Genomic DNA, 26,671 nt, shown 5'->3' on the forward strand with positions numbered 1-26,671 from the left:
CCATGACGACCCCGGACTACCGGGCCAAACTCGTCGAAGCCGTCCGCACCATCGAGAAGCTCAAGGGCGAGCTGGCGAAGAACCGCAGCCGCCCGCTGGACGAGCCGATCGCCGTGATCGGGCTCGGCTGCCGGCTGCCCGGCGGTGCCGACAGCCCCGACTCCCTGTGGCGGATGCTGGTCGAAGGGACCGACACCATCCGGGAGTTCCCGGCGGAGCGCGGTGACGCGGCTGCGGTCTTCGACGACGACCCCGACCAGCCCGGCAAGGCGTACGTCACGCAGGGCGGCTTCCTCGACGAGCGCGTCGACCTGTTCGAGCCCGGCGTCTTCGGCATCTCGCCGCGCGAGGCCGTCGGCATGGACCCGCAGCAGCGGATCGTGCTGGAGGTGGCCTGGGAGGCGCTGGAGCGGGCCGGGTACGCGCCCGACCGGCTCACCGGCAGCGCCACCGGCGTCTACTTCGGGGTGTCCACCACCGACTACGCCCGGCTGCGGCAGAGCGAGGGCGACATCCGGGACGTCGACGCCTACCAGCTGGTCGGCGAGCCCAGCTTCGTGGCCGGCCGGATCTCGTACACCCTCGGCCTGATGGGCCCGAGCAAGGTCGTCGACACGACCTGCTCCTCCTCCCTGGTCGCGCTGCACGAGGCCTGCCAGGACCTGCGCACCGGCGAGTGCGACATGGCGCTCGCGGGCGGCGTCAACCTGATGCTCTCGCCGTACGGCTTCGTCATGATGAGCAAGTTCGGCGGGCTCTCCCCGGACGGGCGCTGCAAGACCTTCGACGCGAGCGCCAACGGCTATGTGCGCGGCGAGGGCGCCGGTGTCGTCGTCCTCAAGCGCTACTCCGACGCGCTGCGCGACGGCGACCCGGTGCTGGCCCTGGTGCGCGGCTCCGCCGTCAACCACGACGGGCGCAGCAGCGGTCTGACCGTGCCCAACCCGGCGGCCCAGCAGGGCGTCATCCGGGGCGCCCTGGAACAGGCCGGGATCGCCGCCGGTGACGTGGACTACGTGGAGGCGCACGGCACCGGCACCGCGCTCGGCGACCCGATCGAACTGCGGGCGCTGCAGGCCGTGATCGGGCGCAACCGCCCGGCCGACAGCCCGCTGAAGGTCGGCTCGATCAAGACCAACATCGGTCACCTCGAGTCGGCGGCCGGCATCGCCGGTGTGCTGAAGCTGGTGCTCGCCCTCCAGCACGGCGAGCTCCCGCCGCACCTGCACTTCAACGACCCCAACCCGAACGTCGACTGGGGCAAGCTCAACGTCGAGGTCACCAAGGACGGCGGCCCCTGGGGCGGCACCGGCGACCGGCCGCGCATCGGCGGCATCAGCAGCTTCGGCGCGAGCGGCACCAACGCGCACGCCGTGATCAGCGCCGTCCCGGTGAAGGCCGAGCCCGCCGCGGCCACCGGCCCCGAGGTGCTGACCCTGTCCGCGCACTCCGCGGAAGGGCTCGCCGAACTCGCCGGCCGGTACGCCGGTCATCTGCGCGACAACCCCCAGGTGCCGCTCGCCGACATCAGCTGGACCAGCCAGGTCGGCCGGTCCCGGCAGCGCAACGGACTCGCCGTCACCGGCTCCGGCGCGGGCGAACTCGCCGACGCGCTGGAGGCGTTCGCGCGCGGGGAGCGGACCTCCGGCGCCGTCATCGCCGAACTGCCCGTCCACAAGCACCGCAAGACGGCCTGGCTGTTCACCGGCCAGGGTTCGCAGTACGCCGGAATGGCCCGCGGCCTCGCCGACGAGCCCGCCTTCCGCGCCCCGTTCGACGAGGCCGCCGCCCTGTTCGACGTCCACCTGGACCGTCCGCTGGCCGCCGTGGTGTGGCCGGAGCCCGGCCAGGAGTCGCCGGTCGACGACACCCGCTACACCCAGCCCGCCCTGTTCGCCGTCGAGTACGCGCTCGCCCGGATGTGGCAGTCCTGGGGCCTGAAGCCCAGCGGACTGCTCGGCCACAGCATCGGCGGCATCGTCGCCGCCTGCATCGCGGGCGTCTTCGATCTCCAGGACGCCGTCAAGCTGGTCGCCGCTCGCGCCGCCCTGATGGCCGCGCTGCCGGCGGGCGGCGCCATGGCAGCCCTGGACTGCGACGAGGCCACCGCCCGCGCGGCCATCGCCGGCTACCGCGACACGGTGTCGCTGGCCGGGGTCAACGGCCCGTCCAGCGTGGTGATCTCGGGTGCCGCCGCCGATGTGGACGCGGTACGCGCCACGCTGGAGAAGCGCGGCATGCGCACCACCCGGCTGACCGTCAGCCACGCCTTCCACTCCCCGCTGCTGGCGCCGATGCTGGCCGAATTCCGCGAGGTCGCCCAGTCGCTGACCTACCGGACGCCGACCCTGCCGCTGGTCTCGGACCACACCGGCCGCCCCTGGACCGCCGAGGACGGCGGCCCGGAGTACTGGGTGCGGCACGCGGCCGGCACGGTCCGCTTCCACGACGGCCTCACCGCGCTGCACGCGGAAGGGGCCCGCACCTTCCTGGAGATCGGCCCCTCCCCGGTGCTCAGCGGCATCGGCGAGCGCACCGGCCTGGACGGCGACTGCCGCTACGTGCCGTCCCTGTACAAGCCGAGGGCCGGCGCACCCGAGGACCGCACCGCCGTCCAGCGGGCGCTGGGCTTGCTGCACCTGCGCGGCGAGACCGTGGACTGGGCGGCGGTGCACTCGGGTTCCGGCCGCACCTCCCGCCGGGTGGCCCTGCCGGTCACCCCGTGGCACGGCGAGCGCTACTGGTACGAGGAGCGCCGCGAGGCGCCCCGGGCCGCCGCGGGCACGCCGGTGCCGCAGGCCGGAATCCGGCTGCACAGCGCCGTACCGACCTATGAGCTCCAGCTGGACGCGCCGGACTGGGACCGCTACGCGCGCACCGGTTCGGACGGTTTCCGGTTCCTGCCGGTCGGCTCGCTGGGCCGGGCGGCGCGGGCGGCGGCCGCCGACGCCCTCGGCGGGGTCTGGTCCTGCGTCGAGAAGCTCGACGTGTTCAAGCCCCCGCCGATGGACCGGGCCGGACGGGTCCTGCAGATCACCGTCAACAGCGACGACGACGGCTGCGCGATCGTCGAACTGCACACCCAGACCCCGGCCGAGGCGGCCGCCGGAGCGCCCTGGACGCGGCACGCCCGCGCGGTCCTGCGCCGCCGGGCGAGCACCCGCTCGCGGCACTCCGGCAGCAACGCGCCCACGCTGGCCGGGCACGAGTACGGGGACGAACTGCACTACGAGACGGCCTCGTTGTCGGACGCCCTGATCGGCGCCGTCGTCTCCGCGCACCGCGGCGACGAGGGCGTGCTGGTGGCCCTCGGCCTGGACAGCGAGGAGATCGCCGACCACGCCGTGCAGGTCTTCGACGCGGCCGTCGCCGCCGTGTCCTGGGACGCGGGGCTGAGCGAGGCGGGCTTCGCCGGACGGATCACCGAGGCCACGCTGGAATCGCTGGACGGCGCCCGCTACGTACGGGCCATCGCCCAGGGCGGCAAGGAGCCCGGCACGGTCTCCGGCAGCGTCGACCTGTTCGCCGAGGACGGCGCCTACCTGGGCGGCATCCGCGAGCTGATGGTCGTCAGCGAGCCCGCGTCCGCCGCGGCGACCCCCGCCGCGGCGCCCTGGCGGAACCCGGACGAGCTGCTCACCCGGCTCGAATGGCAGGAGATCGAACCGGCCCCCGCCGCACCGGACCTGTCCGGACAGGGTTGGCTGCTGGTGCCCGACCGCACCGGCACCGCGCGCCGACTGGCGACGGCGCTGCGGGCCCGGGGCGCGCACTGCCGGATCGAGGAGTCCGGCGCCCCCGACCTGGACGACTGGCTGCGCGAGCTGCCCGACGGGGTCGCCCCGCACCGGGTCGTGCTGCTGACCGGCCTGGACGCGCCGCGCCCGGACGCCGCCGACGCCGAGTCGCTGACCGCCTTCCGGGACCGCGCCGAACTGGCCGCCGTCGCCCTGGTCCAGGGCCTGACCGCCCGCTCGGCCTGCACGAAGACCGGGCTGAGCCTGGTCACCCGGGGTGCCGTGCCCGCGACGGCGGAACAGGGCGTCACCTCGCCCTTCGCCGGCACGCTCTGGGGCCTCGGCCGGGCCATCGCGCTGGAGCACCCCGAGCACTGGGCCGGCGCGATCGACCTCGACCCGCAGGCGCGGGAGAACGACGAGGGCGCGGCGCTGACCGCGGCGCTCGCCGACACCGCCGCCGAGGACCAGCAGGCGCTGCGCGGGGAGAGCCGCCGGGTGGCGCGGCTGGTGAAGTTCCCGCTGAGCGCCGAGGAGCTGCGCCGCCGGCCGCGGATCGACCGGCAGGGCACCTATCTGATCACCGGCGCCTTCGGCGGCATCGGACAGGCTCTGGCGCGCAGCCTCGCCGACAGCGGCGCGGGCAAGCTGGTCCTGCTCGGCCGTACCCCCCTGCCGCCCCGGCAGAAGTGGCACGACCCGGAGCTGAAGCCCTCCGTGCGCGAGCGCGTCGACTTCGTGGCCGCGCTGGAGGAGACCGGGGTGCTGGTCGAGGTGGTGGCCGCCGATGTCAACGACATCGAGGACATGCTGCCGGTGATCCAGGGCCTGGCGACCGGGCTGCTGCCGCTGCGCGGTGTGGTGCACGCGGCCGGTACCTCGGTCCCGCAGTTCCTGCGGGACATCCCGGTGTCGGACCCGAGCGACTACGACGCCGTGTGGCGGCCCAAGGTGGTCGGCGGCTGGCTGCTGCACCAGCTGACCGAGGGCCTGGAGCTCGACTTCTTCCTGGGCTTCTCCTCGATCGCCGCGACCTGGGGCTCGCAGCACGTCACCAGCTACGCCGCCGCCAACTCCTTCCTCGACGCGCTCGCCGAGTACCGGCGGGCCCAGGGCCTGACCGCCCTCACCGTGAGCTGGGGCCCGTGGGAGCTGACGTCGAACCTGTTCGGCGCCGACGTCGTGGAGTTCCTGACCTCCACCGGTCTGCGCATGCTCTCCGCGCCGCAGTGTCTGCGGCTGCTGGACGCGCTGCTGGCCCAGGACGCCCCGCAGGCGGTGGTCTGCTCCGCCGACTGGTCGGTGTACAAGCCGGTCATGGAGGCCCGCGCCGACCGCCCGGTGCTGCGCACGGTCGAGATCGACGAGGGCACCGGCGGGGGCACGTCCACGGCGGTGCTGGAGGCCGTGCAGGGGGCCGACGCGGCAGGCCGTACGGCCGTGCTGACCGGCTATCTCCAGCAGGTGCTCGGCGAGGTGCTGGCGGTGCCGCCGGAGTCGGTGCTGCCGGAGGCGGACGTGATGTCGCACGGCCTGGACTCGCTGATGGTCATGGAGGTCGTCAAGCGCTGCAAGGGCGACCTGGGCATCAGCGTGCGCCCGAGCCAGTTCTTCGAGCGGACCGCGCTGGAGGACTGGGTGCGGCTGCTCGACACCGAGCTGGGCGGCGAGGGCGAGGCCGCGCCGGAACCGGCCGCGGACTGGACGGAGCCGGAGCTGATCGCCGCCGACGTCGCCCTGGACCCGGCGATCGTGCCGGCCGGACCGGTCGGCGAGGGCTACAAGGACCCGCGCAACGTCCTGCTCACCGGCGCCACCGGCTTCCTCGGGGCCTATCTGCTCGACGAGTTGCTGGGCACCACCGAGGCCACCGTGCACTGCCTGGTCCGCTGTGACACCCCGGAGGCGGGCCTGGCCCGGATCCGCCGGAACCTGGAGCAGTACCTGCCCTGGCGGGAGGACGCCGCCGACCGGATCGCGGTGGTCCCCGGCGACCTGGCCAAGCCCCGACTCGGCCTGACCGAGGCGGAGTTCACCCGGCTCGGCGGTCTGACGGACGCGATCTACCACAATGGCGCCTGGGTCAACTTCTCCTACACCTACGAGCAGTTGCGCCCCGCGAACCTGACCGGCACCGAGGAGATCATCCGGCTCGCCTGCACCGGCCCGACGCAGACCCCGGTCTCGTACGTGTCGACGTACGGCATCTGGGGCATCCCCGCGGACGGCCGGACCGTGATCGCCGAGGGCGACGACATCCTCGGCGCCGGCAAGCTGGTGACCGGCTACGTCCAGACCAAGTGGGCGGCTGAGCTGCTGGTCCGGCAGGCGCAGGAGCGCGGTATCCCGGTCGACATGCACCGCCCGGGCCGCGTCCTCGGCGACTCGCGCACCGGTGCCTGTCTGACCACGCACTTCACCACCCGGGTGATCAAGGGCTGTGTGCAGCTGGGCATGGCTCCCGACCTCGATCTGGAGATCGAGATGACCCCGGTGGACTACGTCACCTCGGGTCTGGTGCGGATCTCCCGCCGGGAGCACGCGTGGGGACTGACGTACCACCTGGTCAACCGGCGCAAGGCGGCCTTCAAGGAACTGCTGGAGGCGATGGAGCGCTTCGGCTGGGACTTCCGCACGGTCCCGGTGGAGCAGTGGTGGCGGGCGCTCCAGGACTCCTTCGCCGTCAACGACAACGAGCTGCACCCCGTCATGGGGGTGGTCGAGGAGTTCGTGGTCGGCGGCGAGGAGGCCATCGACTACGACGCCACGAACACCGTGTCGGCCCTGGCCGGCTCGGGGATCGCTTGTCCGCCGCTCGATGAGGCGCTGCTGTCGCTCTACTTCGGGTGGATGGTCCGAACTGGGTACTTGCCCGCACCGTCGCGCAGGGAGAATAATTCATGGCAGGATGAATCCATCAACGGGTGAATTCATGAAGCGGTGACGCCCCCGCCCGTTGCGGCGGCCGACCCGCCCGGCCGAGCACACTCCGCGGCCCCTCGTCTGAGGGGCCCGGAACACGACGGAGAAAGGCATCTCCCCCCATGACCACATCCGAAGACCGGGTCCCCGGCGGTACCGCCGTCGGAGCGGCCCCGTTAGCGAACCCCAAGCGCTGGACGGCCCTCGTCTTCATCTGCCTGGCCCAGCTGATGGTGGTTCTCGACATCACGATCGTGAACATCGCGCTGCCGGAGATGCAGGCCGACCTCGGCTTCTCCAATGAGAACCGGCAGTGGGTCGTCACCTCGTACACCCTTGCCTTCGGCAGCCTCCTGCTGCTCGGCGGCCGGATCGCCGACTACACCGGCCGCAAGCGGGCCTTCCTGATCGCCCTGGCCGGCTTCGCCGTCGCCTCCTGCCTGGGCGGCGCGGCCCCGAACATCGAGATGCTGCTCACCGCGCGTGCGCTCCAGGGTGTCTTCGGTGCCCTGCTCGCCCCCACCGCGCTGTCGCTGATCTCGGTGAACTTCACCGACCAGCGGGAACGCGCCAAGGCGTTCAGCATCTTCGGCGGCATCGTCGCCTCCGGCGCCGTCATCGGTCTGCTGCTCGGTGGTTTCCTCACCGAGTACATGGACTGGACCTGGTGCATGTACGTGAACGCGCCGATCGCCGTCATCGCCGCGTTCGGTGTGCTGTACCTCGGCCCGGAGCAGCGGGCCGCGGTGCGCGCCCGGTTCGACATCCCCGGCGTGCTGCTCGTGACCACCGGCCTTGTCGCCATCGTGTACGCGTGCAGCGAGGCCGAGTCCGAGGGCTGGGACTCCGGCCTGGTGCTGGGCCTGTTCGCCGCGGGCGCCGTCCTGCTGCTGGCGTTCGTCGCGGTCGAGGCCCGTTCCTCGCATCCGCTGCTGCCGCTCAGTGTGATCAGCGACCGCACGCGCGGCAGCTCCTACCTCGCGGTGGGCGTCGCGATGATCGCCATGCTCGGCGCGCTGTTCTTCCTGACCTTCTACCTCCAGCTTGTCAAGGGGTACTCGCCGGTGGAGACCGGTCTGGCCTTCCTGCCGCTGCCGCTCGGCGTCGGCATGTTCGCCGGCGGTGTGTCCACCAAGCTGATCCCCAAGGCCCCGCCGCGCGCCCTCGTGGTGCCCGGCATGATCATCGCGGCCTGTGCGCTGTTCTGGCTCGCCGCGCTGGACCCGGGCTCGTCCTACTGGACGATGGTCGCGCCCGCCCTGTACGTCCAGGGCGCGGGTATGGGTCTGGTGATCGCGACCGCGATGAACTACGCGACCTACCGGATCGCCGACGAGCACGCCGGTGTGGCCTCCGGCACGGTCAACACCGCCCAGCAGATCGGTGGTTCGATCGGTACGGCGCTGCTCAGCACGCTGGCCGCGGACGCGGCGGCGGAGTTCCTCGCGGATCGCGGCGCCCAGGCCAAGAACCCGGCCGTCGTGCAGGAGGCGATGACCGAAGGGTTCACCACGGCGTTCACCTGGGCCGGCGCCATCATGGCGTGTGGTGCGCTGGTCATCGCCGCGATGATGAACACGCCCAAGCCGCGGCCGGGGGAGACCAGCTCCCCGGTGGCACACATGGGCTGAAGACAACTCGCGGGCCAGGCGGCCGGCTTCCCTCTCGGGGGAAGCCGGCCGCTGTCGTGCGGGGCGGGTGACGGCCGGCTTCCCCTTGGGGAGGCCGGCCGTTCGGCTTGTGGGCGATTTGCGGCCTAAATGCAGTTGCATGCATTAATGGTGAACATGACCCAAATAAAAGTCGTCTTTGAGGAGTTGCTTCTAACTTGGCCGGATCCGAAGCCCCACGGCTGAATTCGACCAAGGAGAGGCTCATGTCGACCGACGGCCTCCGTCCACACAGCCCGACATCACCGCAGTACGACGTGGCCATCCTGGGATCCGGCCTGGCCGGCACCACGCTGGCCGCCTGTCTCGCCCGGGGCGGAGCCAAGGTGCTCGTCCTCGACGCGGGCCTGCACCCCCGGTTCGCCATCGGCGAGTCCACCATCCCGTACACCTCGATGATGATGCGGCTGGTCAGCGAGCGGTATCAGGTCCCGGAGATCAAGTGGCTGACGACCTTCGAGGCCGTCCAGTCGAAGATCTCCACCAACTGCGGTGTGAAGCGCAATTTCGGCTTCCTCTACCACCGCGAGGGCGCCCGGCAGAACCCGCTGGAAACCAGCATGTTCCCGATCCCGAAGATCACCCACACCGAGAACCACTTCTTCCGCCAGGACACCGACGCCTGGATGCTGAACGTCGCCGTGAAGTACGGCGCCGAGATCCGGCAGCAGACGAGGATCGTCGACGTCGACATCGACGACGGCGGGGTCACGGTCATCCCGGACCAGGGCGACCCGGTGCGCGTCAAGTTCGTCGTCGACGCGAGCGGCCACCGCTCCCCGCTGGCGCAGAAGTTCGGTCTGCGGGAGGAGCCCAGCCGGCTGCGCCACCAGTCGCGCTCGCTGTTCACCCACATGATCGGCGTCAAGCCGTACGAGGACACCCAGCCGAAGGGCGCGCACCAGAACCCCAGCCCGTGGAGCGAGGGCACCCTCCACCACCTCTTCGAGGGCGGCTGGATGTGGGTCATCCCCTTCGACAACCACCCCCTGCACTCCAGCCCGTTGTGCAGCGTGGGCCTCAACCTCGACCCGCGGATCCACCCGCAGCCGGACTGCTCCCCCGAGGAGGAGTTCCGCGACTTCATCGCCAAGTACCCCGACATCGCCCCGCAGTTCGAGGGCGCGGTCGCCACCCGGGACTGGGTGCGCACCGGCCGCCTCCAGTACTCCTCGAAGCAGACGGTCGGCTACCGCTGGTGCCTGACCTCGCACGCCGCCGGTTTCGTGGACGCGCTGTTCTCCCGCGGTCTGTCCAACACCATGGAGATCATCCACGCCCTGGGCTGGCGGCTGCTGGACGCCATCAAGGACGACGACTTCTCCGAGGAGCGGTTCTCCTACGTCCAGGAGCTGGAGCAGGGGCTGCTCGACTTCAACGACGACCTGGTGGCCAACGCCTACACGTCGTTCGGCAACTGGTTCCTGTGGAACGCGTGGTTCAGGGTGTGGTCGCTCGGCCAGATCCTCGCCACCTTCGAGATCAACCGCGCCTACGCCACCTACCTCGACAGTCGGGACCCGGCCGGTCTCGCCCGCCTCGAGCGTCAGGCCCCCGACGGCGCGATCCCCGACTACGCCCCGGTCCGCCAGCTGCTGAAGAACGTCAGCACGCTCGTGCAGGCGGTCCAGAAGGGCGAGGCGGACCCCAGGGAGGTATCGGAGGAGATCCTCGCGCAACTGCGCGCGACCGACTTCGTGCCGCCCGCCTTCGGCCTGGCCGATCCCGACAACCACTGGACGGACGCCTCGACGCTCAAGGTGCTGCAGACGCTGCGCTGGGCGAAGAAGGACGCTCCGGACGAGATCGGCGACCTGGTCTACGACGGTCTCACGCTGTTCCTGCGCAAACGGTTCGACAAGGAGGAGTTCAAGGTCACCGAGGAGCTGAAGCACATCGCGGCGTACTGGCCCGTCATCGGACAGGTCATCAAGCGCCGTTCCGCCAGCGCGAGCTGAGGTCACCCACACGGGGAGTGAGATGAAGCACCAGAAGAGCGACACCTACGACGTGGTGATCCTCGGCACCGGCTTAGCCGGCTCCGTCCTCGGCGCGATCCTCGCCAAGGCCGGAAACAAGGTCCTGCTCCTGGACGCCGGATCACACCCGCGTTTCGCGATCGGTGAGTCGACCGTCGGCTACACCCTTGTCCACCTCAGGATGCTCGCCCACCGCTACGGCGTGCCGGAGATCGGTCACCTCGGCAGCCTGGAGGAGTGCAACGAGTACATCAGCACCTCCTCCGGCCTGAAGCGGCACTTCGGCTTCATGATCCACCGTGACGGCCAGGAGCCCGACCCCCGGGAGATCAACCAGTTCCGGCTGCCGAAGGTCCTCCACCTGGCCAGCCACTACTTCCGCCAGGACATCGACCAGTACCTGTTCCACGTGGCGCTGAAGTACGGCTGCACCGCGCTGCAGAACCACCGGGTGGAGAAGGTCGACTTCGACGCCGCCGGCGTCACCGTCATCGGCGTCGACGGCACCACCCACCGCGCCCGCTTCGTGGTCGACGGCAGCGGCTTCCGCTCCCCGCTCGCGGAGCAGTTGGGCCTGCGGGACGAGCCGACCAGGCTCAAGCACCACGCCCGCTCGATCTTCACCCACATGATCAACGTGGACCGGGTCGACGACCACGTCCGCATGGGCCCCGACGACGTGCCCCCGCGGCCCTGGCACGAGGGCACGATGCACCACATGTTCGAGCGGGGCTGGTTCTGGATCATCCCGTTCGACAACCACCCGAAGAGCACCAACCCGCTGTGCAGCGTCGGCCTCCAGCTCGACCCGCGTCGCTACCCCAAGCCCAGCGACATGACGGCCGAGGAGGAGTTCTGGCACCACGTCGACCGGTTCCCGCTGGTCAAGCGGCAGTTGGCCAGGGCGCGCAGCGTCCGTCCGTGGATCGGTACCGGGCGCCTGCAGTACTCCTCGAAGCAGGTCGTCGGAGAGCGCTGGGTGCTGCTGCCGCACGCGGCCGGGTTCGTCGACCCACTGTTCTCGCGCGGTCTGTCCAACACGGCCGAGATCCTCAACGTGCTCGCCTGGCGGCTGATCCGGGCGCTGAAGCACGACGACTTCGACCCGGCCCAGTTCGCCTACGTCGAGCAGCTCGAACAGAACCTGCTCCACTTCAACGACCGGCTGGTCAACTCGGCGTTCATCAGCTTCTCCGACTACGACCTGTGGAACGCGGTCTTCCGGATCTGGAGCTACGGCTCCCTGCCCGGCGCCTTCCGCGTCATCCACGAGGACCTCAAGGCGCGCAGGCAGCACGACCCGGACATCTGGCGGGGCCTGGAGGACGTGCCGAGCCCCGGTCTGTGGTGGCCGGACAAGCCCGAGTACCGCGAGATCTTCGACGAGATGGCCGACTACTGCGAGGCCGTCGAGGCCGGCGAGATGCGCTCCCAGGACGCGGCCGACCGGCTCTTCGACAAGCTGCGCACGGCCGACTGGGTCCCGCCGTCCCTGGGGATCGCGCGGCGTGACGTCAGGTTCATCGACCCGAGCCCGGCACGGCTGCGCAAGATGCTGCTCTGGTCGCGCACCAGGGCGCCCGCGGACATGCGGCCGTACATGGTCGGTACCTCGGTCGAGGCGATCAAGCACTTTGTGAAAGGCAAACGAATCTTCTGAGCACCTCCTGCGGGCCCGTTCGACTCCGGAAGCGATCGGATCATGCGAGTCAGCGCTCGCGCGACGGTCGAGCGGAGCCGAGGGGCCCGCCGCGGGGACCGCAGAGAGAGGCCAACGTAGTGAACGACAAGACCGCCGCGTACGACGTGATCATCGCGGGCGCGGGCCCCACCGGGCTGATGCTGGCGGGCGAACTCGCCATGGCCGGGGTGCGCTGCCGCGTCGTCGAGCGGCGCGAGGACCGCACCCGGGAGTCCCGGGCGCTCGGACTGCACGGACGGACCATGGAGGTCCTCAACATGCGTGGCCTCGCCGACGAGGTGCTGGCCCGCGCCAACCCCATCCCGCGGGTACGGGTCTCGCTCGGCGGGTCCCTGTTCGACATGGGCCGCCTCGCCACCGACTACGGCCAGCTGACCATCATTCCGCAGGGAGAGACCGAGGAAATCCTGGAGAAGCGCGCCTCGGGGCTCGGGGTGACGGTGGACCGCGGGGTCATGGTCACCGGCTGCCGTCAGGAGGGTCCCGTCGTCCGCTGCACCCTGGAGCAGGACGGCAGGGTCTGGGAGGAGAGCGCCTCCTGGGTGGTCGGCTGCGACGGCTCGCGCAGCCGGGTGCGGGAGGCCATGGGGGCCGAGTTCACCGGTGCGACCTACCCGTACACGATCATCGTGGCCGACGTGAAGCTGGGCACCCCGCTCGACGACCAGCTGCTGATCCGCGTCGGCCGGGCCGGCCTGGTGGTGGCGACCGACTTCGGCAACGGCTGGTACCGCATGGGCGTGATCGACCGGGACAAGCCCTGGTCGGACGATCCCGTCACGCTCTCCGAGGTCGACCAGACGCTGGCCAAGCTGTTCGGCAGGAACATGCGGCCCAGCGAGCCGCTGTGGACCTCGCGGTTCCATATCCAGGAACGGCAGGCCTCGTTCTACCGCAAGGGGCGCATGATCATCGCCGGTGACGCCGCGCACGTCCACTCCCCGCTCGGCGGACAGGGCCTCAACCTCGGTATCCAGGACGCCATGAACCTCGGCTGGAAGCTGGGCGCCGTGGTCAACGGGCGGGCCGCCGAGGACCTGCTCGACACCTTCGCGCTGGAGCGGCGCCGGGTCTCCCAGGGCGTGATCAAGGTGACGGACATCGCCACCCGCATGATGACCTCCGACCAGCTGCCCGCGCGGGTCGCCCGCAAGGTCGTGATGACCGTGGCCAGCCGGGTCCCCGTCACCCACCGCACCGCGGTCGGACATCTGTCGGGCATCGCCACGAGCTACCCGTCGATGGCCGCGGGCGTCGGGGCGTCACCCCTCACCGGTACCCGGGTCCCCGATCTGGAGATCGCAGGGAGCGGCCGCCGCCTGCGCCTGCACGAGGTGCAGCGCCAGGGCGGCTTCGTCCTGGTCGACCGCGGCGACGGCGCCCCGCTGCTGCCGTCGGTGCCGGAGACGGACGCGGGCCTCGTCCGCGTCGGCGGCCGGCTCGTCGCGGACTCCGGACCCTGGCGCAAGCCCGAGGTCGTCCTGATCCGCCCCGACGGCTACTGCGCGTGGGCGGGCTCGCGGCACCGCGCCCGGTTCGAACTGACCAACGCCTACCTCCGCTGGATCCAGAACTGAGCCGGTTCGCCGCCGTAGCAAGACCACAACTGAACCGTCCGTCCCGCCCGTGGTGCCGCCGCGCAGAACGCGCGGCGGCCCTGAGCGGCGGCTGAGTGGGGCTTGAGTCGGTGGCCCTAGCTTGGCCGAAACGGATGCCCGGATCGACCAAGGAGAGGCTCATGCCGACTCGCTCGAAGCACGCCACGTCGCCGCAGTACGACGTGGCCATCCTGGGGTCGGGTCTGGCGGGTACCACGCTGGCCGCCTGTCTCGCCCGCAACGGGGCCAAGGTGCTCGTCCTCGACGCGGGAACGCACCCCCGGTTCGCCATCGGCGAGTCCACGATTCCGTACACCTCGATGCTGATGCGGCTGGTCAGCGAGCGCTACGGCGTGCCCGAGATCAAGTGGCTCACCACCTTCGAGTCCGTGCAGTCGAAGATCTCCACCAACTGTGGAGTGAAGCGCAACTTCGGCTTCCTCTACCACCGTGAGGGCGCCCGGCAGAACCCGCTGGAAACCAGCATGTTCCCGATCCCGAAGATCACCCACACGGAGAACCACTTCTTCCGCCAGGACGTCGACGCCTGGATGCTGGCCGTCGCCATCAAGTACGGCGCCGACGTGCGCCAGCAGACGAAGATCGTGGACGCCGAGTTCGACGACGACGGCGTCACCGTCATACCGACGCACGGCGACCCGGTCCGGGTGAAGTTCGTCGTGGACGCGAGCGGTCACCGCTCCCCGCTGGCCGAGAAGTTCAGCCTCCGTGAGGAGCCCAGCCGGCTGCGCCACCACTCGCGCTCACTGTTCACGCACATGATCAACGTGAAGCCGTGGGAGCAGACGGTCCCCAAGGGCAGCCACAAGAACCCGAGCCCGTGGAGCGAGGGCACCCTCCACCACATGTTCGAGGGTGGCTGGATGTGGGTCATCCCCTTCAACAACCACCCGCGCGCCACCAACCCGCTGTGCAGCGTGGGCCTCAACCTCGACCCGCGGATCCACCCCACGCCGGACTGCTCCCCCGAGGAGGAGTTCCGCAACTTCATCGCCAAGTACCCCGACATCGCCCCGCAGTTCAAGGACGCCATCTCCGTCCGGGACTGGGTGCGCACCGACCGGCTCCAGTACTCCTCGAAGCAGACGGTCGGCTACCGCTGGTGCCTGACCTCGCACGCCGCCGGTTTCGTGGACGCGCTGTTCTCCCGCGGTCTGTCCAACACCATGGAGATCATCCACGCTCTGACCTGGCGGCTGCTGGACGCCATCAAGGACGACGACTTCGCCGTCGAGCGGTTCGAGTACGTCCAGGAGCTCGAGCAGGGTCTGCTCGACTTCAACGACGACCTGGTCGCCAACGCCTACACCGGCACCAAGAGCTGGTTCCTCTGGAACGCCTACTACCGCTCCTGGGTGCTCAGCCAGGCGCTCGCCACCTTCGAGATCAACCGGGCCTACGCCCGCTTCCTGGAGAACCACGACCCGAAGGTCCTGGACCGGCTCGAGCGCCAGGCGCCCAACGGGGCCATCCCCGACTACGCGCCGGCCCGTGAGCTGCTCAAGGCGATGAGCGAGGCGATCCAGGACGTCCAGAACGGCCGCCGCGGGGACCGGGAAGCCGCCGACCACATCATGGAGCTGCTCGGCAAGGCCGACTTCATCCCGCCCGTGTTCGGCCTGAACGACCCCGACGTCCACTGGACCGAGGTGAACCCGATCAAGCTGGCGAAGACGCTGCGCTGGTCGCGGACCAAGGCACCCAAGGAGATCGGCGATCTGACCTGGGAAGGGCTCACGCTCTTCATGAAGAAGCGCTTCGACCGCGACGAGTTCCAGCTCGCCGAGGAGTTCAAGCACATGGCCGCGGGCTGGCCGGTGATCGGGCGGGCCTTCCGGGTGCCCGAGCCCGAGTGACCGCACCCGAACCGGTTCCCGAACCACAGCAGCCCGACAAGCCAGAGGAGTTCCCCGTGTCCGACAGTCCCGCCCTGGTCAGCGGACCGGCGCCGGTGTACGACGTGGCCATCCTGGGGTCCGGTATCGCCGGCTCCATGCTCGCCGCCGTCCTGGCCCGCAACGGCGTCAAGGTCCTGCTCCTGGACGCCGGAGCCCACCCCCGCTTCGCGATCGGCGAGTCGACGATCCCGTACACCCTGGTGTGTCTGCGCACCATCTCCGAGCGCTACGACGTGCCGGAGATCAAGACGCTGGCCACCTTCACCAACAGCACCAAGGTGCTCGGCCCCAAGTTCGGTGTGAAGAAGCACTTCAGCTTCCTGCTGCACCACGAGGGCCAGGACCAGGACCCCAAGGAAGTCAACCAGTTCGGCACCCCCGGTCTGCTGCACGAGGCGAGCCACCTGTTCCGGCAGGACACCGACTCGTACATGTACCACGTGGCCCTGAAGTACGGCGCCACCGCGCGGCAGAACTTCCGGGTCGCCGACGTCGACTTCGACGACCGGGGCGTCACCCTGAGCACCGCCGAGGGCGAGCAGTACCGCGCCCGGTACGTGGTGGACGCCAGTGGCTTCCGCTCGCCGCTCGCGGAGAAGTTCAACCTGCGCGAGGACCCCTGCCGGTTCAGCCACCACTCCCGGTCCATGTGGAACCACATGACCAACGTCCGGCCCACCGACGACCTGTTCACGCACCGCGGCCCCGAGGACACCCCGCCCTCGCCCTGGTACCAGGGCACCGTGCACCACATGTTCGAGCGCGGCTGGTTCTGGGTGATCGGCTTCGACAACCACGAGTGGTCGCGCAACCCGCTGTGCAGCGTCGGCCTCACCCTCGACCCGCGCAAGTACCCCAAGTCCGCGGACATGACGCCGGAGGAGGAGTTCCACGCCTACGCGTCGCGCTTCCCGGACATCGCCCGCCAGTACGAGGGCGCGCGCGCCGTGCGCAACTGGATCTCCACCGACCGGCTCCAGTACTCCTCCCGGCAGTGCGCCGGCGACCGCTGGTTCCTGCTGTCGCACGCGGCCGGGTTCATCGACCCGCTCTACTCGCGCGGTCTGTCCAACACCGCCGAGGCCATCAACAGCCTCACCTGGCGGCTGCTGGAGGCCGTCAAGGACGACAACTTCTCCCGCGAGCGCTTCGACTACGTCGACAAGATGCAGCAGGGCCTGTTCGACTACAACGACTCCCTGGTCAACGCCTCCTTCATCTCCTGGAGCGACTACGACCTGTGGACGGCCGTCTACCGGATGTGGGCCTGGGGCGCCAACGCGGGCACCTACCGGCTCTCCGAGGGCCTGTTCAAGTACTTCAAGGACGGCAACGAGCAGCACTTCAAGGACCTGGAGAAGGCCCCGTACCTCGGCCTGTACTGGCCGGACCACGAGGGCTACAAGGGCCTGTACGACCTGATGGTCGACAAGGTCCTCGACTACGAGGCAGGCCGGACCACCGCGCGCGACGCGGCCGACACGGTCTACGAGCAGCTCGAGACCGTGAACTTCGTGCCGAAGAACTTCGGCTTCGCCGAGCGCGACCTGCGCTTCATGATCCCCGGACCGAAGACGCTGCTGAAGACCGCGCGCTGGCTGCACACCGAGGCCGACCCGGTCGTCAAGCGGATGATGACCGGCAACGGGCGCGAGGCCATCAAGGCGAAGCTGCGCGGCAAGCGCATCTTCTGAACCGCGCGTACGGCGCCGGTCCCGGTGGGGCCGGCGCCCCCGCGCGTCCAGGGAGAGAACCGAGGGGAGTTGAACCCATGAAGATCAACCGAACCACCCCGCCCGGAGACCGCCCGGCTCCTCCCGCGGACCCCCGGGAGAAGTACGACGTCGTCGTCCTGGGCGGCACCATGGCCGGCGGCCTGCTCGCCGCCGTGCTGGCCCGCCAGGGGGTACGGGTACTTGTGGTGCCGAGTGCCGAGGACCGCAGCGAGCCCTCCGGCGAGACCACCGTGCCGTACACCGCCGAGGTGTTCCTGCTGCTGGCCAAGCGCTTCGACATCCCGGAGATCGCCGCCTTCGGGCTGTTCCCGGACCTGCCGGCGGAGGTGCGCCGGGACAGCGGCATCAAGAAGAGCCTCGGCTTCCTCTACCACCGGCCCGGCCGGCCGCAGAGCCCCGAGGAGAGCGTCCAGTTCAACGTGCCCGGCGAGCACGCCGAGTGGCACCTGGAGCGGCGCAGCGTCGACGCGTACACGCAGCGCATCGCGCATCGCTACGGCGCCGCGGTGCTCTCGCACGGGGTGCACGCGACGGACGCCTGGACCGAGGCGGACGGGGCACGCGTCGAGACCACCGACGGGCATGTCTGGAAGGCCCGTTACCTGGTCGACGTCAGCGGCCCCGGCTCCTTCCTGGTGGCGAAGAACGGCGGCGACGACCCCGAGCCGCGGCTCGGCCTGCGCTCCCGGGTCATCGCCACGCACATGACCGGCGTGACGCCCTTCGAGGAGGTGCGGCCCACCGGGGACTACCCGCGCGCCACCGCCTGGTCCGAGGGCACCGTCCACCATCTCTTCGACGGCGGCTGGATCCAGCTGGTCCGCTTCGACAACCACGCCCACGGCGGCAACCCGGCCACCGGAGTCACGCTCAGCCTCGACCCGGAGCGCTGGGAGCACCTCCCGGACGACCCCGAGAAGGCCTTCCGCACGGTCGTCGAGCGCTTCCCCGACCTGGACAAGACCTTCGCCTCGGCGACCGCGGTCCGGCCGTGGATCAACGCGCCGCTGTGGCAGCGGACGGCGTCGCAGACCTACGGGGACCGCTGGTTCGCACTGGAGCGGACGGCGGCCCGCAACGACCTGTTCCTGTCCCGGGACGTCACGATGGCCACCGAAGTGGTCCACGCGCTGGCGAGTGCCCTGGTCCCGGCGGTGCGCCGGGAGGACTTCTCCCCGGCGCCGTTCGCCCGGGTGGCGGCCTTCCAGGACGACCTGAACGCCTTCAACGACCGCTGGCTGCGCTGCGCGCGCATCGCCGCGGGGGAGTTCCAGCTCTGGAACGCCTACTCCCGGGTCTGGCTGCTCTGGCAGATCCTGGCGGACCTCTCGCTGAAGCGGGCCCGGCTGGACTGCGAGTCCTCCGCCGGCCGGGACTGGTCGCCGGTGGAGCGGTTCGAGCTGGGCGGCATCTGGTTCAACGTGCCCGAGGGCCTGCGCGGGGTCATCGACCGCTCGCTGCGGACCATCGAGCGGGTCGGCGCGGGGGAGCTGTCCGCGGTGCCGGCGGCCGACGGCATCTTCGCCGAGCTGCGCCGGGAGAAGTTCATCCCGCCGCTGTACGCCTTCGGCGACCCGGAGGCCAAGGTCTACCACTTCACCCTCCCCAAGCGGCTGAAGATGCTCTGGTGGGTCAAGACCTCGGCCCCCGCCGACTTCCGCCGCCTGCTGACCCGCGACAACGTCACCTCGGTCACCTCGGCGGCATCCCGCTGACCCGGCCGACCTCCTCACCCACCACGCCGCCCCCTCACAAGGGGGGCGGCGTGTTGGCATGTGGGGGGCGATCCACGATGCCCCCATTGCATGAGAAGCCCGAGCGTGCCCCCCAAAAAAAGCCCGAGGCCCGCCACCGGGTCGGGTGGCGGGCCGGAAGGGGAGGCCGGGCTCGGGCGTTACTTCGCGTTGGGGAGCAGCCGGGCGTAGGCACCGCGCCAGTAGGTGAGCGGGAAGCGGTCCTCGGCCGTGCCGCCGCCCACCACCCGGCCTATCAGGAGCGTGTGGTCGCCGGCCTCCACCGCGTCGTGCAGCTCGCACTCCGCGTGGCCCACCGTGACCGCCAGCAGCGGCGTCCCGGTCGCCGGACCCGGGGTCCAGCGGACCCGCTCGAACTTGTCGGTCGCGCCGGAGGCGAACAGCTGCGAGGCCATCTGGCCCTGCGAGCCGAGGATGTTGACCGAGAACTGGGCCCGGTCCAGCACCGCGCGCAGGGTGCCGCTGCGGTTGCTGACGCTCGCCAGCAGCAGCGGCGGGTCCACGGAGACACTGCACACCGCGGAGCAGGTCAGTCCGCGCGGCTCGTCCTCCTTGTCCAGCGTGGTCACGATGGAGACCCCGCTGGCCAGCGAGGCCATCACGGTACGGAACAGCTGGATGTCGACGGACGAGCCCAGCGTGGGCATCGGCATGGCGGTGGTCATCACAGCTCACCCGCCTCTACGGCCGTGACGAGCGCGGCGCGGTGCAGCTTGCCGTTCGGCGTGCGAGGCAGATCCTCGGCGATGTGCAAACGGTCGATGTTCATATACGTGGGCAACCTTTCCGCACAACGGCGTTTGATGGCGAGCAGGGAGGGCCGCTGCCCCGGCGAGGGGACGACGACCGCGTGCAGTTGGGACGTGAGACCGGTGCCGATCACCAGGACCGTCACCTCGGCGACGGACTCGAGGGTGCCGATGGCCGCCTCGATCTCGCCCAGCTCGATCCGGTTGCCGCGGACCTTCACCATGTGGTCGCGGCGTCCGACGTACTCGAGGTTCCCGTCGGCGTCGAGGCGGGCGATGTCGCCGGTGCGGTACGGGCCCTCCTGGGGGCCGCGCCCCCAGTAGCCCAGCATCACCGTGGGACCGGTGACGACGACCTCGCCCTCACCGCCCTCGGGGCCGTCCAGCGTGATGGTGTCCCCGGAGCAGGCCGTGCCGATCGGCAGCGGGGTCTCCCGCTCCAGGTCGGCCTCGGTGACCTCGTAGGAGGTGCACACGTTGGTCTCGGTCGGGCCGTACCAGTTGAGCAGCCGGATCCCGGGCCAGCTCTTGCGCAGCTCCTGGACGTGGTGGATGGCGAACGGCTCGCCGGCGAAGAGACAGACCCGCAGCGCCGACGGGGGAGGCCCGTCCAGCAGCCCGCCCTCGCGCATCATCAGGCTGATCGCCGACGGCACCGAGTACCAGACGGTGATCAGCCGCTGGCGCATGAACTCGGCCAACTGCAGCGGGGCGTAGGCGAGTTCCTCGGGCACCAGGTGCACCGAGGCGCCGGCGGAGAAGGCGGCGTACAGGTCGAAGACCGAGAGGTCGAAGTTGAACGGCGCGTGGTTCGACAGCCGGTCGGAGACCGTGAGCTGCAGCTCCTCGACCGCCCAGTCGATGAAGGCCAGCGCGTTGCGGTGGCTGATCATCACGCCCTTGGGCTCACCCGTGGAGCCCGAGGTGTACAGGATGTAGGCCGGGTCGTCCGGCTCGTTCTTGAAGTGCGTCGGACGCGCGCCCTCCTCGGCCCGGCCGAGCAGCTCCTCGAAGCCGGCCAGCGGCGCCGCGTCGAACTCGGCGGCCCTGGCCCGCTCCACGCCGCCCGCGTCGGCCACGACCAGCTTCGGCTCGCAGCCGGCCGCGATCCGGGCCACCCGGGCGGGCGGGTTGGAGCCGGTGACCGGCACGTACAGGGCGCCGATGCGCAGCGCGGCCTGCATCACGGCGATGGCGTCGACGCTCTTGTGGCTCCAGATGATCACCCGGTCGCCGATGCCCACCCCGCTGTTCCGCAGGGCCTCGGCGTACCGGTCCGCGAGGCGGTCGAGCTTGCGGTAGTCGATGGGGCCGTCGGCCCCGTGCACCGCCACGGCGTACGGGTTGCGCCGGGCGGAGTCGTACAGCAGGCGGTGCAGGCTGACGTTGGTGCTCATAGTCCCAGCTCCCTGGAGATGATGTCGCGCTGGATGTCCGATGTGCCGGAGAAGATGACGGAGGGCACCGCGTCCCTGAGGGCGGCCTCGATGCCCTCGGCGCGCTGGTAGCCACGGCCGCCGAAGAGCCGGATGGCGTCCAGTGCCGTGCTCACCACGCCCTCGGACACGGCCAGCTTGGACAGGGCGATCCACAGGGTGGCCGGGCCGCCCCGGTCCATCTCCCAGGCGGCGCGGTACAGCAGCAGCCGGGCACTCTCGGTGCGCAGCTTCATGTCCGCGATCCGGTGCGAGACCGCCTGGTGGCGGGAGATCCGGCGACCTCCCTGCTTACGGGTGCGGGCGTGCTCGACGGCCCGGTCCATCAGATGGTCGGCGAGCCCGAGGAACCCGGCGAACAGACAGCACCGCTCCCAGCCCATCGAGTGCTGGAAGATGAAGCCGCCCTGGCCCTCCTCGCCGAGGATCTGGTCGTCCGGCACGAAGCAGTTGTCGAACGTCAGCCGGCCGGCCGGGACATGGGCCATGCCCATCTTCTCGAAGGGCTCGCCGACCGTCAGACCGGGGGCGGACCGCTCCACCACGAAGCCGGTGACGCCCAGATAGCCTGCCTTGGGATCCGTGGTCGCGTACGTCGTGAAGACGTCCGAGGCCGGGCCGTTGGTGACGAAGCTCTTCTCGCCGTTGAGGATCCAGCCGCCGTCGGTGCGCTCGGCGACCGTGGCGAGCCGGGAGACGTCCGAGCCCGCCTCGTCCTCCGTCATCGCGTTGCCCGCGATCAGCTCGCCGGTGCACATCCCCGGCAGCACCCGGGACTTCAGCGCCGGGCTGCCGAAGTCGACGATCGGCATGGCGCAGGCGAACAGGTGCGCCGAGGCGCCGAAGACCAGACCGGTGCGGTCGCAGCCGCGCCCGAGGGCCTCCACCTGCCGTGCGGTGTCCAGCGCGCCGAGCCCGCCGCCGCCGTACTCGGCCGGCACCGAAAGGCCCAGCAGGCCGAGCTTGCCGAGCTGCTTCCAGTCGCCGCGGTCGTAGTACTCGGCCGTGCCGTCGCTCGCGGGGAACACCTCGCGGACGGCGGCCAGGGTGCGGTCGTACGCCTGCCTCTGTTCCTCGGTCCAGGCGAAGTCCATGGTGCGTGCCTGCCTTTCAGTCACTTTGGGGAGGTGAGCACGGAGTCCTGCTTGATCGCGGGCCGGGACTTCAGCAGCTCCTCGTGGGCGCGCTCGTTGGGCTTGGCCAGCAGCCAGGACAGCAGCGGCGCCGCCATCGCGGTGGTGAACAGGGCCATGACGACCATGGCGCTGAACAGTTCGACACTGAGCAGACCCAGCTGCAGACCGACGTTGAGGATCACCAGCTCGGTCAGACCGCGGGTGTTCATCAGCAGGCCCAGCGTGGTGGCGTCCCGCCAGCTCATCCCGGTCAGCCGGGCCGGGATGGCCACCCCGCCGAGCTTGCCGAGGCAGGCGACCGCGACGATGGCCAGCATCACGAGCAGACCGCCCGCGGTGATGGTGGTGAGGTCGACGGACAGACCGGTCACGACGAAGAACAGCGGCAGCAGCAGCCGGCCGGTGTTCTCCATCGGCCCGAACGCGGCCTGCAGCACCCGGCGGTCGCGGGGCATCACCAGGCCGAAGAAGAAGGCGCCGAAGATGGCGTGGATACCGATCTCGGAGGTCAGCCAGGCCGACCCGAAGGCACCGGTGGCGGCGACGACCATGACGTAGGCCGTGGCCGAGTTCGGCATCCTGTCGCTGAGCTTCTGCAGCAGCGGCTTGACGACCCACAGCATGCCGGCGACGTACACCAGCGACCAGAGCAGCATCGTGACGAACGCGCCCGTGCCGGTGGCCGTCACCAGCGCCACGACCAGGGCGAGCATGCACCAGGCGAGGACGTCGTCGGCGGCGGCCAGCGCCAGGGCGAGCGCCCCGGGCCGGCTGAACTGCAGGCCCTGGTCGGCGACGATCCGGGCGAGCACCGGGAAGGCCGTGATGGACATCGCCACGCCGAGATAGAGCGTGAACTCGAACATCCCGATCTCTTTGCCGTTCACCGTCCCGTAGGTGCCGTGGATCAGCGCGGCGAGGCCCATGCCGAGGGCGAGCGGGCAGGCGATCGAGCTCAGCCAGATGATGCCGGTGGACCGGCGGCGGCCGCTGAAGCTCGTGCCGTCGAACTCCCAGCCGACCACGAACATGAAGAGGATGAGGCCCACCTGGGCGGCGGTGCCCAGATGGGCCCGCGCCTCGGCCGGGAAGAACTTGTCCGGCAGGTCCCCCGGCAGCAGACCGAGCAGACTCGGGCCCAGGCAGATGCCCGCGGTGATCTCGCCGACGACGGCCGGCTGGCGGAGGCGGCGGGCACCGACAGCGAACGCGACACCCACCAAGAGGGTCAGCGCGACGCCGCCGATGACTGTGGTGGTCAGCGCCTCGGAGTTTGCGGCAGCGACTGAGCTCACTGGGTCTCCTTAACTACGGGTGAAGCGGGCACGGATCAGCGGCTCCAGGTGTCGCTGCCGGCGAGGACGGCCGCGAGGTCGCCCTTGCCGTATCGCTCGATGGCGGCGTCCAGCTGGTCGGCCATCGTCGTGTCGTAGACGGGTCGTTCGACGTCCCTGAAGACGCCGATCGGCGTGTGGTGCAGGGTCTGCGGATCGGCCAGCCGGGACAGCGCGAAGGCGGTCGTGGGGGAGGCCGAGTGCGCGTCGTGGACGAGGATCCGGTCCTCGTTGTCCGCGGTCACGTCGACCACCTCCAGATCGCCGGTGGCCGGATCCCGTACGACTCCCTTGGCGCCGTCCGCCCCGAAGCGGATCGGCTGCCCGTGCGCCAGGCGGATCACCGACTCCTGCGCCTGCTGCTTGTCCTTGAGGACCTCGAAGGCGCCGTCGTTGAAGATGTTGCAGTTCTGGTAGATCTCCACCAGCGCGGTGCCCGGATGCCGGTGCGCGGCGCGCAGCACCTCGGTGAGGTGCTTGCGGTCGGAGTCGACGGTCCGCGCCACGAAGGACGCCTCCGCGCCGATCGCCAGCGACACCGGGTTGAAGGGCGCGTCCAGCGAGCCCATCGGCGTCGACTTGGTGATCTTCCCGAGCTCCGACGTGGGGCTGTACTGGCCCTTGGTCAGGCCGTAGATCCGGTTGTTGAACAGCAGGATCTTGAGGTTGACGTTCCGGCGCAGGGCGTGGATGAGGTGGTTGCCGCCGATCGACAGCGCGTCGCCGTCGCCGGTGACCACCCATACGCTCAGGTCGGGCCGGGTCACGGCGAGGCCGGTGGCGATCGCCGGAGCACGGCCGTGGATCGAGTGCATGCCGTACGTGTTCATGTAGTACGGGAACCGCGAGGAGCAGCCGATCCCGGAGATGAAGACGATGTTCTCCCGCGCCACGCCCAGCTCGGGCATGAAGCCCTGCACGGCCGAGAGGATCGCGTAGTCACCGCAGCCCGGGCACCAGCGCACCTCCTGGTCGGACTTGAAGTCACGGGCGAGCAGTTCAAGCCGCATGGATCTCCTCCTTCAGAACCGCGGCGAGTTGCTCGGCCTTGAACGGCATGCCGCTCACCTGGGTGTGGCTGATCACGTCGACGAGGTAGCGGGCGCGCAGCAGGGACGCGAGCTGGCCGAGGTTCATCTCGGGCACCACGACCCGCTCGTAGCGGCCGAGGACCTCGCCGAGATTGCGCGGGAAGGGGCTGACATGGCGCAGGTGCGCCTGGGCGATCGGCTCCCCGGCCCGGCGCAGCCGGCGCACCGCCGCGGTGATCGGCCCGTAGGTCGAACCCCAGCCCAGCACCAGCGTGTTCGCCCCGTGCGGGTCGTCGACCTCGACGTCCGGCACCCAGACGCCGTCGATCTTCCGCTGCCGGGTGCGGACCATGTAGTCGTGGTTGGCCGGGTCGTAGGAGATGTTGCCGGTGCCGTCCTGCTTCTCGATGCCGCCGACCCGGTGCTCGAGCCCCGGCGTGCCGGGGATCGCCCACGGGCGGGCCAGCGTGAGCGGGTCCCGCTTGTACGGCCAGAAGACCTCGGTGCCGTCCTCCAGCGTGTGGTTCGGGCCGTCGGCGAAGTGCACCCGCAGGTCGGGCAGTTCGTGCGGCTCCGGGATCCGCCACGGCTCGGCGCCGTTGGCCAGGTAGCCGTCGGAGAGCAGATAGACCGGGGTGCGGTAGGTGAGCGCGATCCGGACCGCCTCCAGCGCCGCGTCGAAACAGTCCGCGGGCGTACAGGGGGCGACGATCGGCACCGGGGCCTCGCCGTTGCGGCCGTACATCGTCTGCAGCAGGTCGGCCTGCTCGGTCTTGGTGGGCAGCCCGGTCGACGGTCCGCCGCGCTGGATGTCCACGATGACCAGCGGGAGTTCGAGCGCCACGGCAAGTCCGATGGTCTCGCTCTTCAGCGCCATCCCGGGCCCCGAGTTCGAGGTCACCGCCAGCGAACCGCCGAACGCCGCGCCGAGCGCCGCGCCGGCCGCCGCGATCTCGTCCTCGGCCTGGAAGGTGCGCACCCCGAAGTTCTTGTGCTTGCTCAGCTCGTGCAGGATGTCGGAGGCCGGGGTGATCGGGTACGAGCCCAGGAACAGCGGCAGATCCGCCTGCTGAGCGGCGGTGAGCAGACCGTAGGACAGGGCGAGGTTGCCGGAGATGTTGCGGTAGGTGCCGGACCGGAAGGTGTCGGCGGCCGGGGCGATCTCGTAGGAGACCGCGAAGTCCTCCGTCGTCTCACCGAAGTTCCAGCCCGCCTTGAACGCGGCGATGTTGGCCGCCGCGATCTGGGGCTTCTTGGCGAACTTCGCCTTCAGGAACTTCTCCGTGCCCTCGGTGGGCCGGTGGTACATCCAGGACAGCAGACCGAGCGCGAACATGTTCTTCGCGCGCTGGGCCTCCTTGCGGGACAGCCCGAACTCCTTCAGCGCCTCCACGGTGAGGCTGGTCAGGGGTACCGGGTGCAGCCGGTACCCCTGAAGCGTGTCGTCGTCCAGTGGGGAGCTGTCGTAGCCCGCCTTCGCCAGCGCGCGGGCGTCGAACTCGTCGCTGTTGACGAGGAGTTCGCCACCGGGGCGGAGGTCCGCCAGGTTGGTCCTCAGCGCCGCGGGGTTCATCGCCACCAGCACGTCCACGGCGTCGCCGGGGGTGAGGATGTCGTAGTCCGCGAAGTGGAGCTGGAAGGAGGAGACACCGCCCAGGGAGCCCGCGGGCGCCCGGATCTCGGCCGGGAAGTTCGGCAGGGTCGCCACGTCGTTGCCGAACGAGGCCGTCTCCGACGTGAACCGGTCACCCGTCAGCTGCATGCCGTCGCCGGAGTCGCCCGCGAAACGGATGACCACGCGGGACAGTTGCTCGGTCCGCGAGGGGGCGTCCGAGGCCGCCGGTGGATGGATGCTGGGGTGAGGAACTGCAGTCACCGAGCCTCTACCTCTCTCTCGGGGGGTGCCCACGGCGGTTGCAGTTTGGGTAGGCGGGCTTGAGAGGTGGTCAAGAAGCGGTGCACCGGTGA

General features: G+C 70.4%; 14 protein-coding genes. 8 read left to right on the forward strand and 6 right to left on the reverse strand.

All coding sequences use genetic code 11. The annotated features are described in order from the left end of the window. Positions 1-2: 2 nt before the first annotated feature. From AC068Z_RS34430 to AC068Z_RS34465, 8 genes are all read left to right on the forward strand, one after another. A complete protein-coding gene (locus AC068Z_RS34430; protein ID WP_478564776.1) occupies positions 3-6,665 on the forward strand; it encodes a thioester reductase domain-containing protein in 6,663 nt (2,220 codons plus the stop codon). Positions 6,666-6,781: 116 nt separating this feature from the next. Next, on the forward strand, positions 6,782-8,290 hold the full coding sequence (locus AC068Z_RS34435) for an MFS transporter (RefSeq protein ID WP_478564779.1): 1,509 nt from the start codon (positions 6,782-6,784) through the stop codon (positions 8,288-8,290). 245 nt (positions 8,291-8,535) lie between these two features. Further along, positions 8,536-10,287 (forward strand): NAD(P)/FAD-dependent oxidoreductase, encoded by a 1,752-nt coding sequence (locus AC068Z_RS34440; protein ID WP_478564782.1) that lies wholly within the window; start codon positions 8,536-8,538, stop codon positions 10,285-10,287. 22 nt (positions 10,288-10,309) lie between these two features. Next, positions 10,310-11,968: an NAD(P)/FAD-dependent oxidoreductase gene (locus AC068Z_RS34445; RefSeq protein WP_478564785.1), complete on the forward strand. Its 1,659-nt coding sequence runs from the start codon at positions 10,310-10,312 to the stop codon at positions 11,966-11,968. 119 nt (positions 11,969-12,087) lie between these two features. After that, entirely contained in the window at positions 12,088-13,587 is a 1,500-nt protein-coding gene (locus AC068Z_RS34450; RefSeq protein ID WP_478564788.1) for an FAD-dependent monooxygenase, read from the forward strand. Between the two features lie 161 nt (positions 13,588-13,748). Then, positions 13,749-15,485, forward strand: a complete 1,737-nt coding sequence (locus tag AC068Z_RS34455; RefSeq protein WP_478564791.1) for an NAD(P)/FAD-dependent oxidoreductase — start codon at positions 13,749-13,751, stop codon at positions 15,483-15,485. Between the two features lie 56 nt (positions 15,486-15,541). Further along, complete coding sequence (locus AC068Z_RS34460) at positions 15,542-17,221, forward strand: NAD(P)/FAD-dependent oxidoreductase (protein ID WP_478564794.1); 1,680 nt, start codon at positions 15,542-15,544, stop codon at positions 17,219-17,221. A gap of 77 nt (positions 17,222-17,298) precedes the next feature. Beyond that, on the forward strand, positions 17,299-18,978 hold the full coding sequence (locus AC068Z_RS34465; RefSeq protein WP_478564797.1) for an NAD(P)/FAD-dependent oxidoreductase: 1,680 nt from the start codon (positions 17,299-17,301) through the stop codon (positions 18,976-18,978). A 179-nt stretch (positions 18,979-19,157) separates the two neighbouring features. On the opposite strand, the gene AC068Z_RS34470 is transcribed toward AC068Z_RS34465, so the two are convergent. From AC068Z_RS34470 to AC068Z_RS34495, 6 genes are read right to left on the reverse strand one after another with little or no spacing between them, the layout of a single operon-like run. Next, complete coding sequence (locus AC068Z_RS34470; protein WP_478564800.1) at positions 19,158-19,682, reverse strand: flavin reductase family protein; 525 nt, start codon at positions 19,680-19,682, stop codon at positions 19,158-19,160. Further along, complete coding sequence (locus AC068Z_RS34475; protein ID WP_478564803.1) at positions 19,682-21,163, reverse strand: amino acid adenylation domain-containing protein; 1,482 nt, start codon at positions 21,161-21,163, stop codon at positions 19,682-19,684. The genes AC068Z_RS34470 and AC068Z_RS34475 overlap by 1 nt, the downstream gene beginning before the upstream one ends. Further along, positions 21,160-22,296 carry an acyl-CoA dehydrogenase family protein gene (locus tag AC068Z_RS34480; protein WP_478564892.1) on the reverse strand — a complete coding sequence of 379 codons (1,137 nt, stop codon included), beginning with the start codon at positions 22,294-22,296 and terminating at the stop codon, positions 21,160-21,162. Before AC068Z_RS34480 ends, AC068Z_RS34475 begins: the two co-directional genes overlap by 4 nt. 20 nt (positions 22,297-22,316) lie before the next feature. Further along, entirely contained in the window at positions 22,317-23,633 is a 1,317-nt protein-coding gene (locus tag AC068Z_RS34485) for a cation:proton antiporter (RefSeq protein WP_478564805.1), read from the reverse strand. Between the two features lie 35 nt (positions 23,634-23,668). Continuing rightward, a complete protein-coding gene (locus AC068Z_RS34490) occupies positions 23,669-24,682 on the reverse strand; it encodes a 2-oxoacid:ferredoxin oxidoreductase subunit beta (RefSeq protein WP_478564808.1) in 1,014 nt (337 codons plus the stop codon). Beyond that, positions 24,672-26,555, reverse strand: a complete 1,884-nt coding sequence (locus AC068Z_RS34495) for a 2-oxoacid:acceptor oxidoreductase subunit alpha (protein ID WP_478564895.1) — start codon at positions 26,553-26,555, stop codon at positions 24,672-24,674. Before AC068Z_RS34495 ends, AC068Z_RS34490 begins: the two co-directional genes overlap by 11 nt. Between the last annotated feature and the right edge of the window lie 116 nt (positions 26,556-26,671).

The sequence above is a fragment of the Streptomyces sp. NPDC043726 genome, assembly GCF_056436565.1.

Coding starts and splice junctions, on each gene's coding strand:
- AC068Z_RS34465 (WP_478564797.1), top strand. CDS start 17,299: ATGAAGATCAACCGAACCACCCCGCCCGGAGACCGCCCGGCTCCTCCC.
- AC068Z_RS34455 (WP_478564791.1), top strand. CDS start 13,749: ATGCCGACTCGCTCGAAGCACGCCACGTCGCCGCAGTACGACGTGGCC.
- AC068Z_RS34475 (WP_478564803.1), bottom strand. CDS start 21,163: ATGAGCACCAACGTCAGCCTGCACCGCCTGCTGTACGACTCCGCCCGG.
- AC068Z_RS34490 (WP_478564808.1), bottom strand. CDS start 24,682: ATGCGGCTTGAACTGCTCGCCCGTGACTTCAAGTCCGACCAGGAGGTG.
- AC068Z_RS34440 (WP_478564782.1), top strand. CDS start 8,536: ATGTCGACCGACGGCCTCCGTCCACACAGCCCGACATCACCGCAGTAC.
- AC068Z_RS34470 (WP_478564800.1), bottom strand. CDS start 19,682: ATGACCACCGCCATGCCGATGCCCACGCTGGGCTCGTCCGTCGACATC.
- AC068Z_RS34445 (WP_478564785.1), top strand. CDS start 10,310: ATGAAGCACCAGAAGAGCGACACCTACGACGTGGTGATCCTCGGCACC.
- AC068Z_RS34480 (WP_478564892.1), bottom strand. CDS start 22,296: ATGGACTTCGCCTGGACCGAGGAACAGAGGCAGGCGTACGACCGCACC.
- AC068Z_RS34430 (WP_478564776.1), top strand. CDS start 3: ATGACGACCCCGGACTACCGGGCCAAACTCGTCGAAGCCGTCCGCACC.
- AC068Z_RS34435 (WP_478564779.1), top strand. CDS start 6,782: ATGACCACATCCGAAGACCGGGTCCCCGGCGGTACCGCCGTCGGAGCG.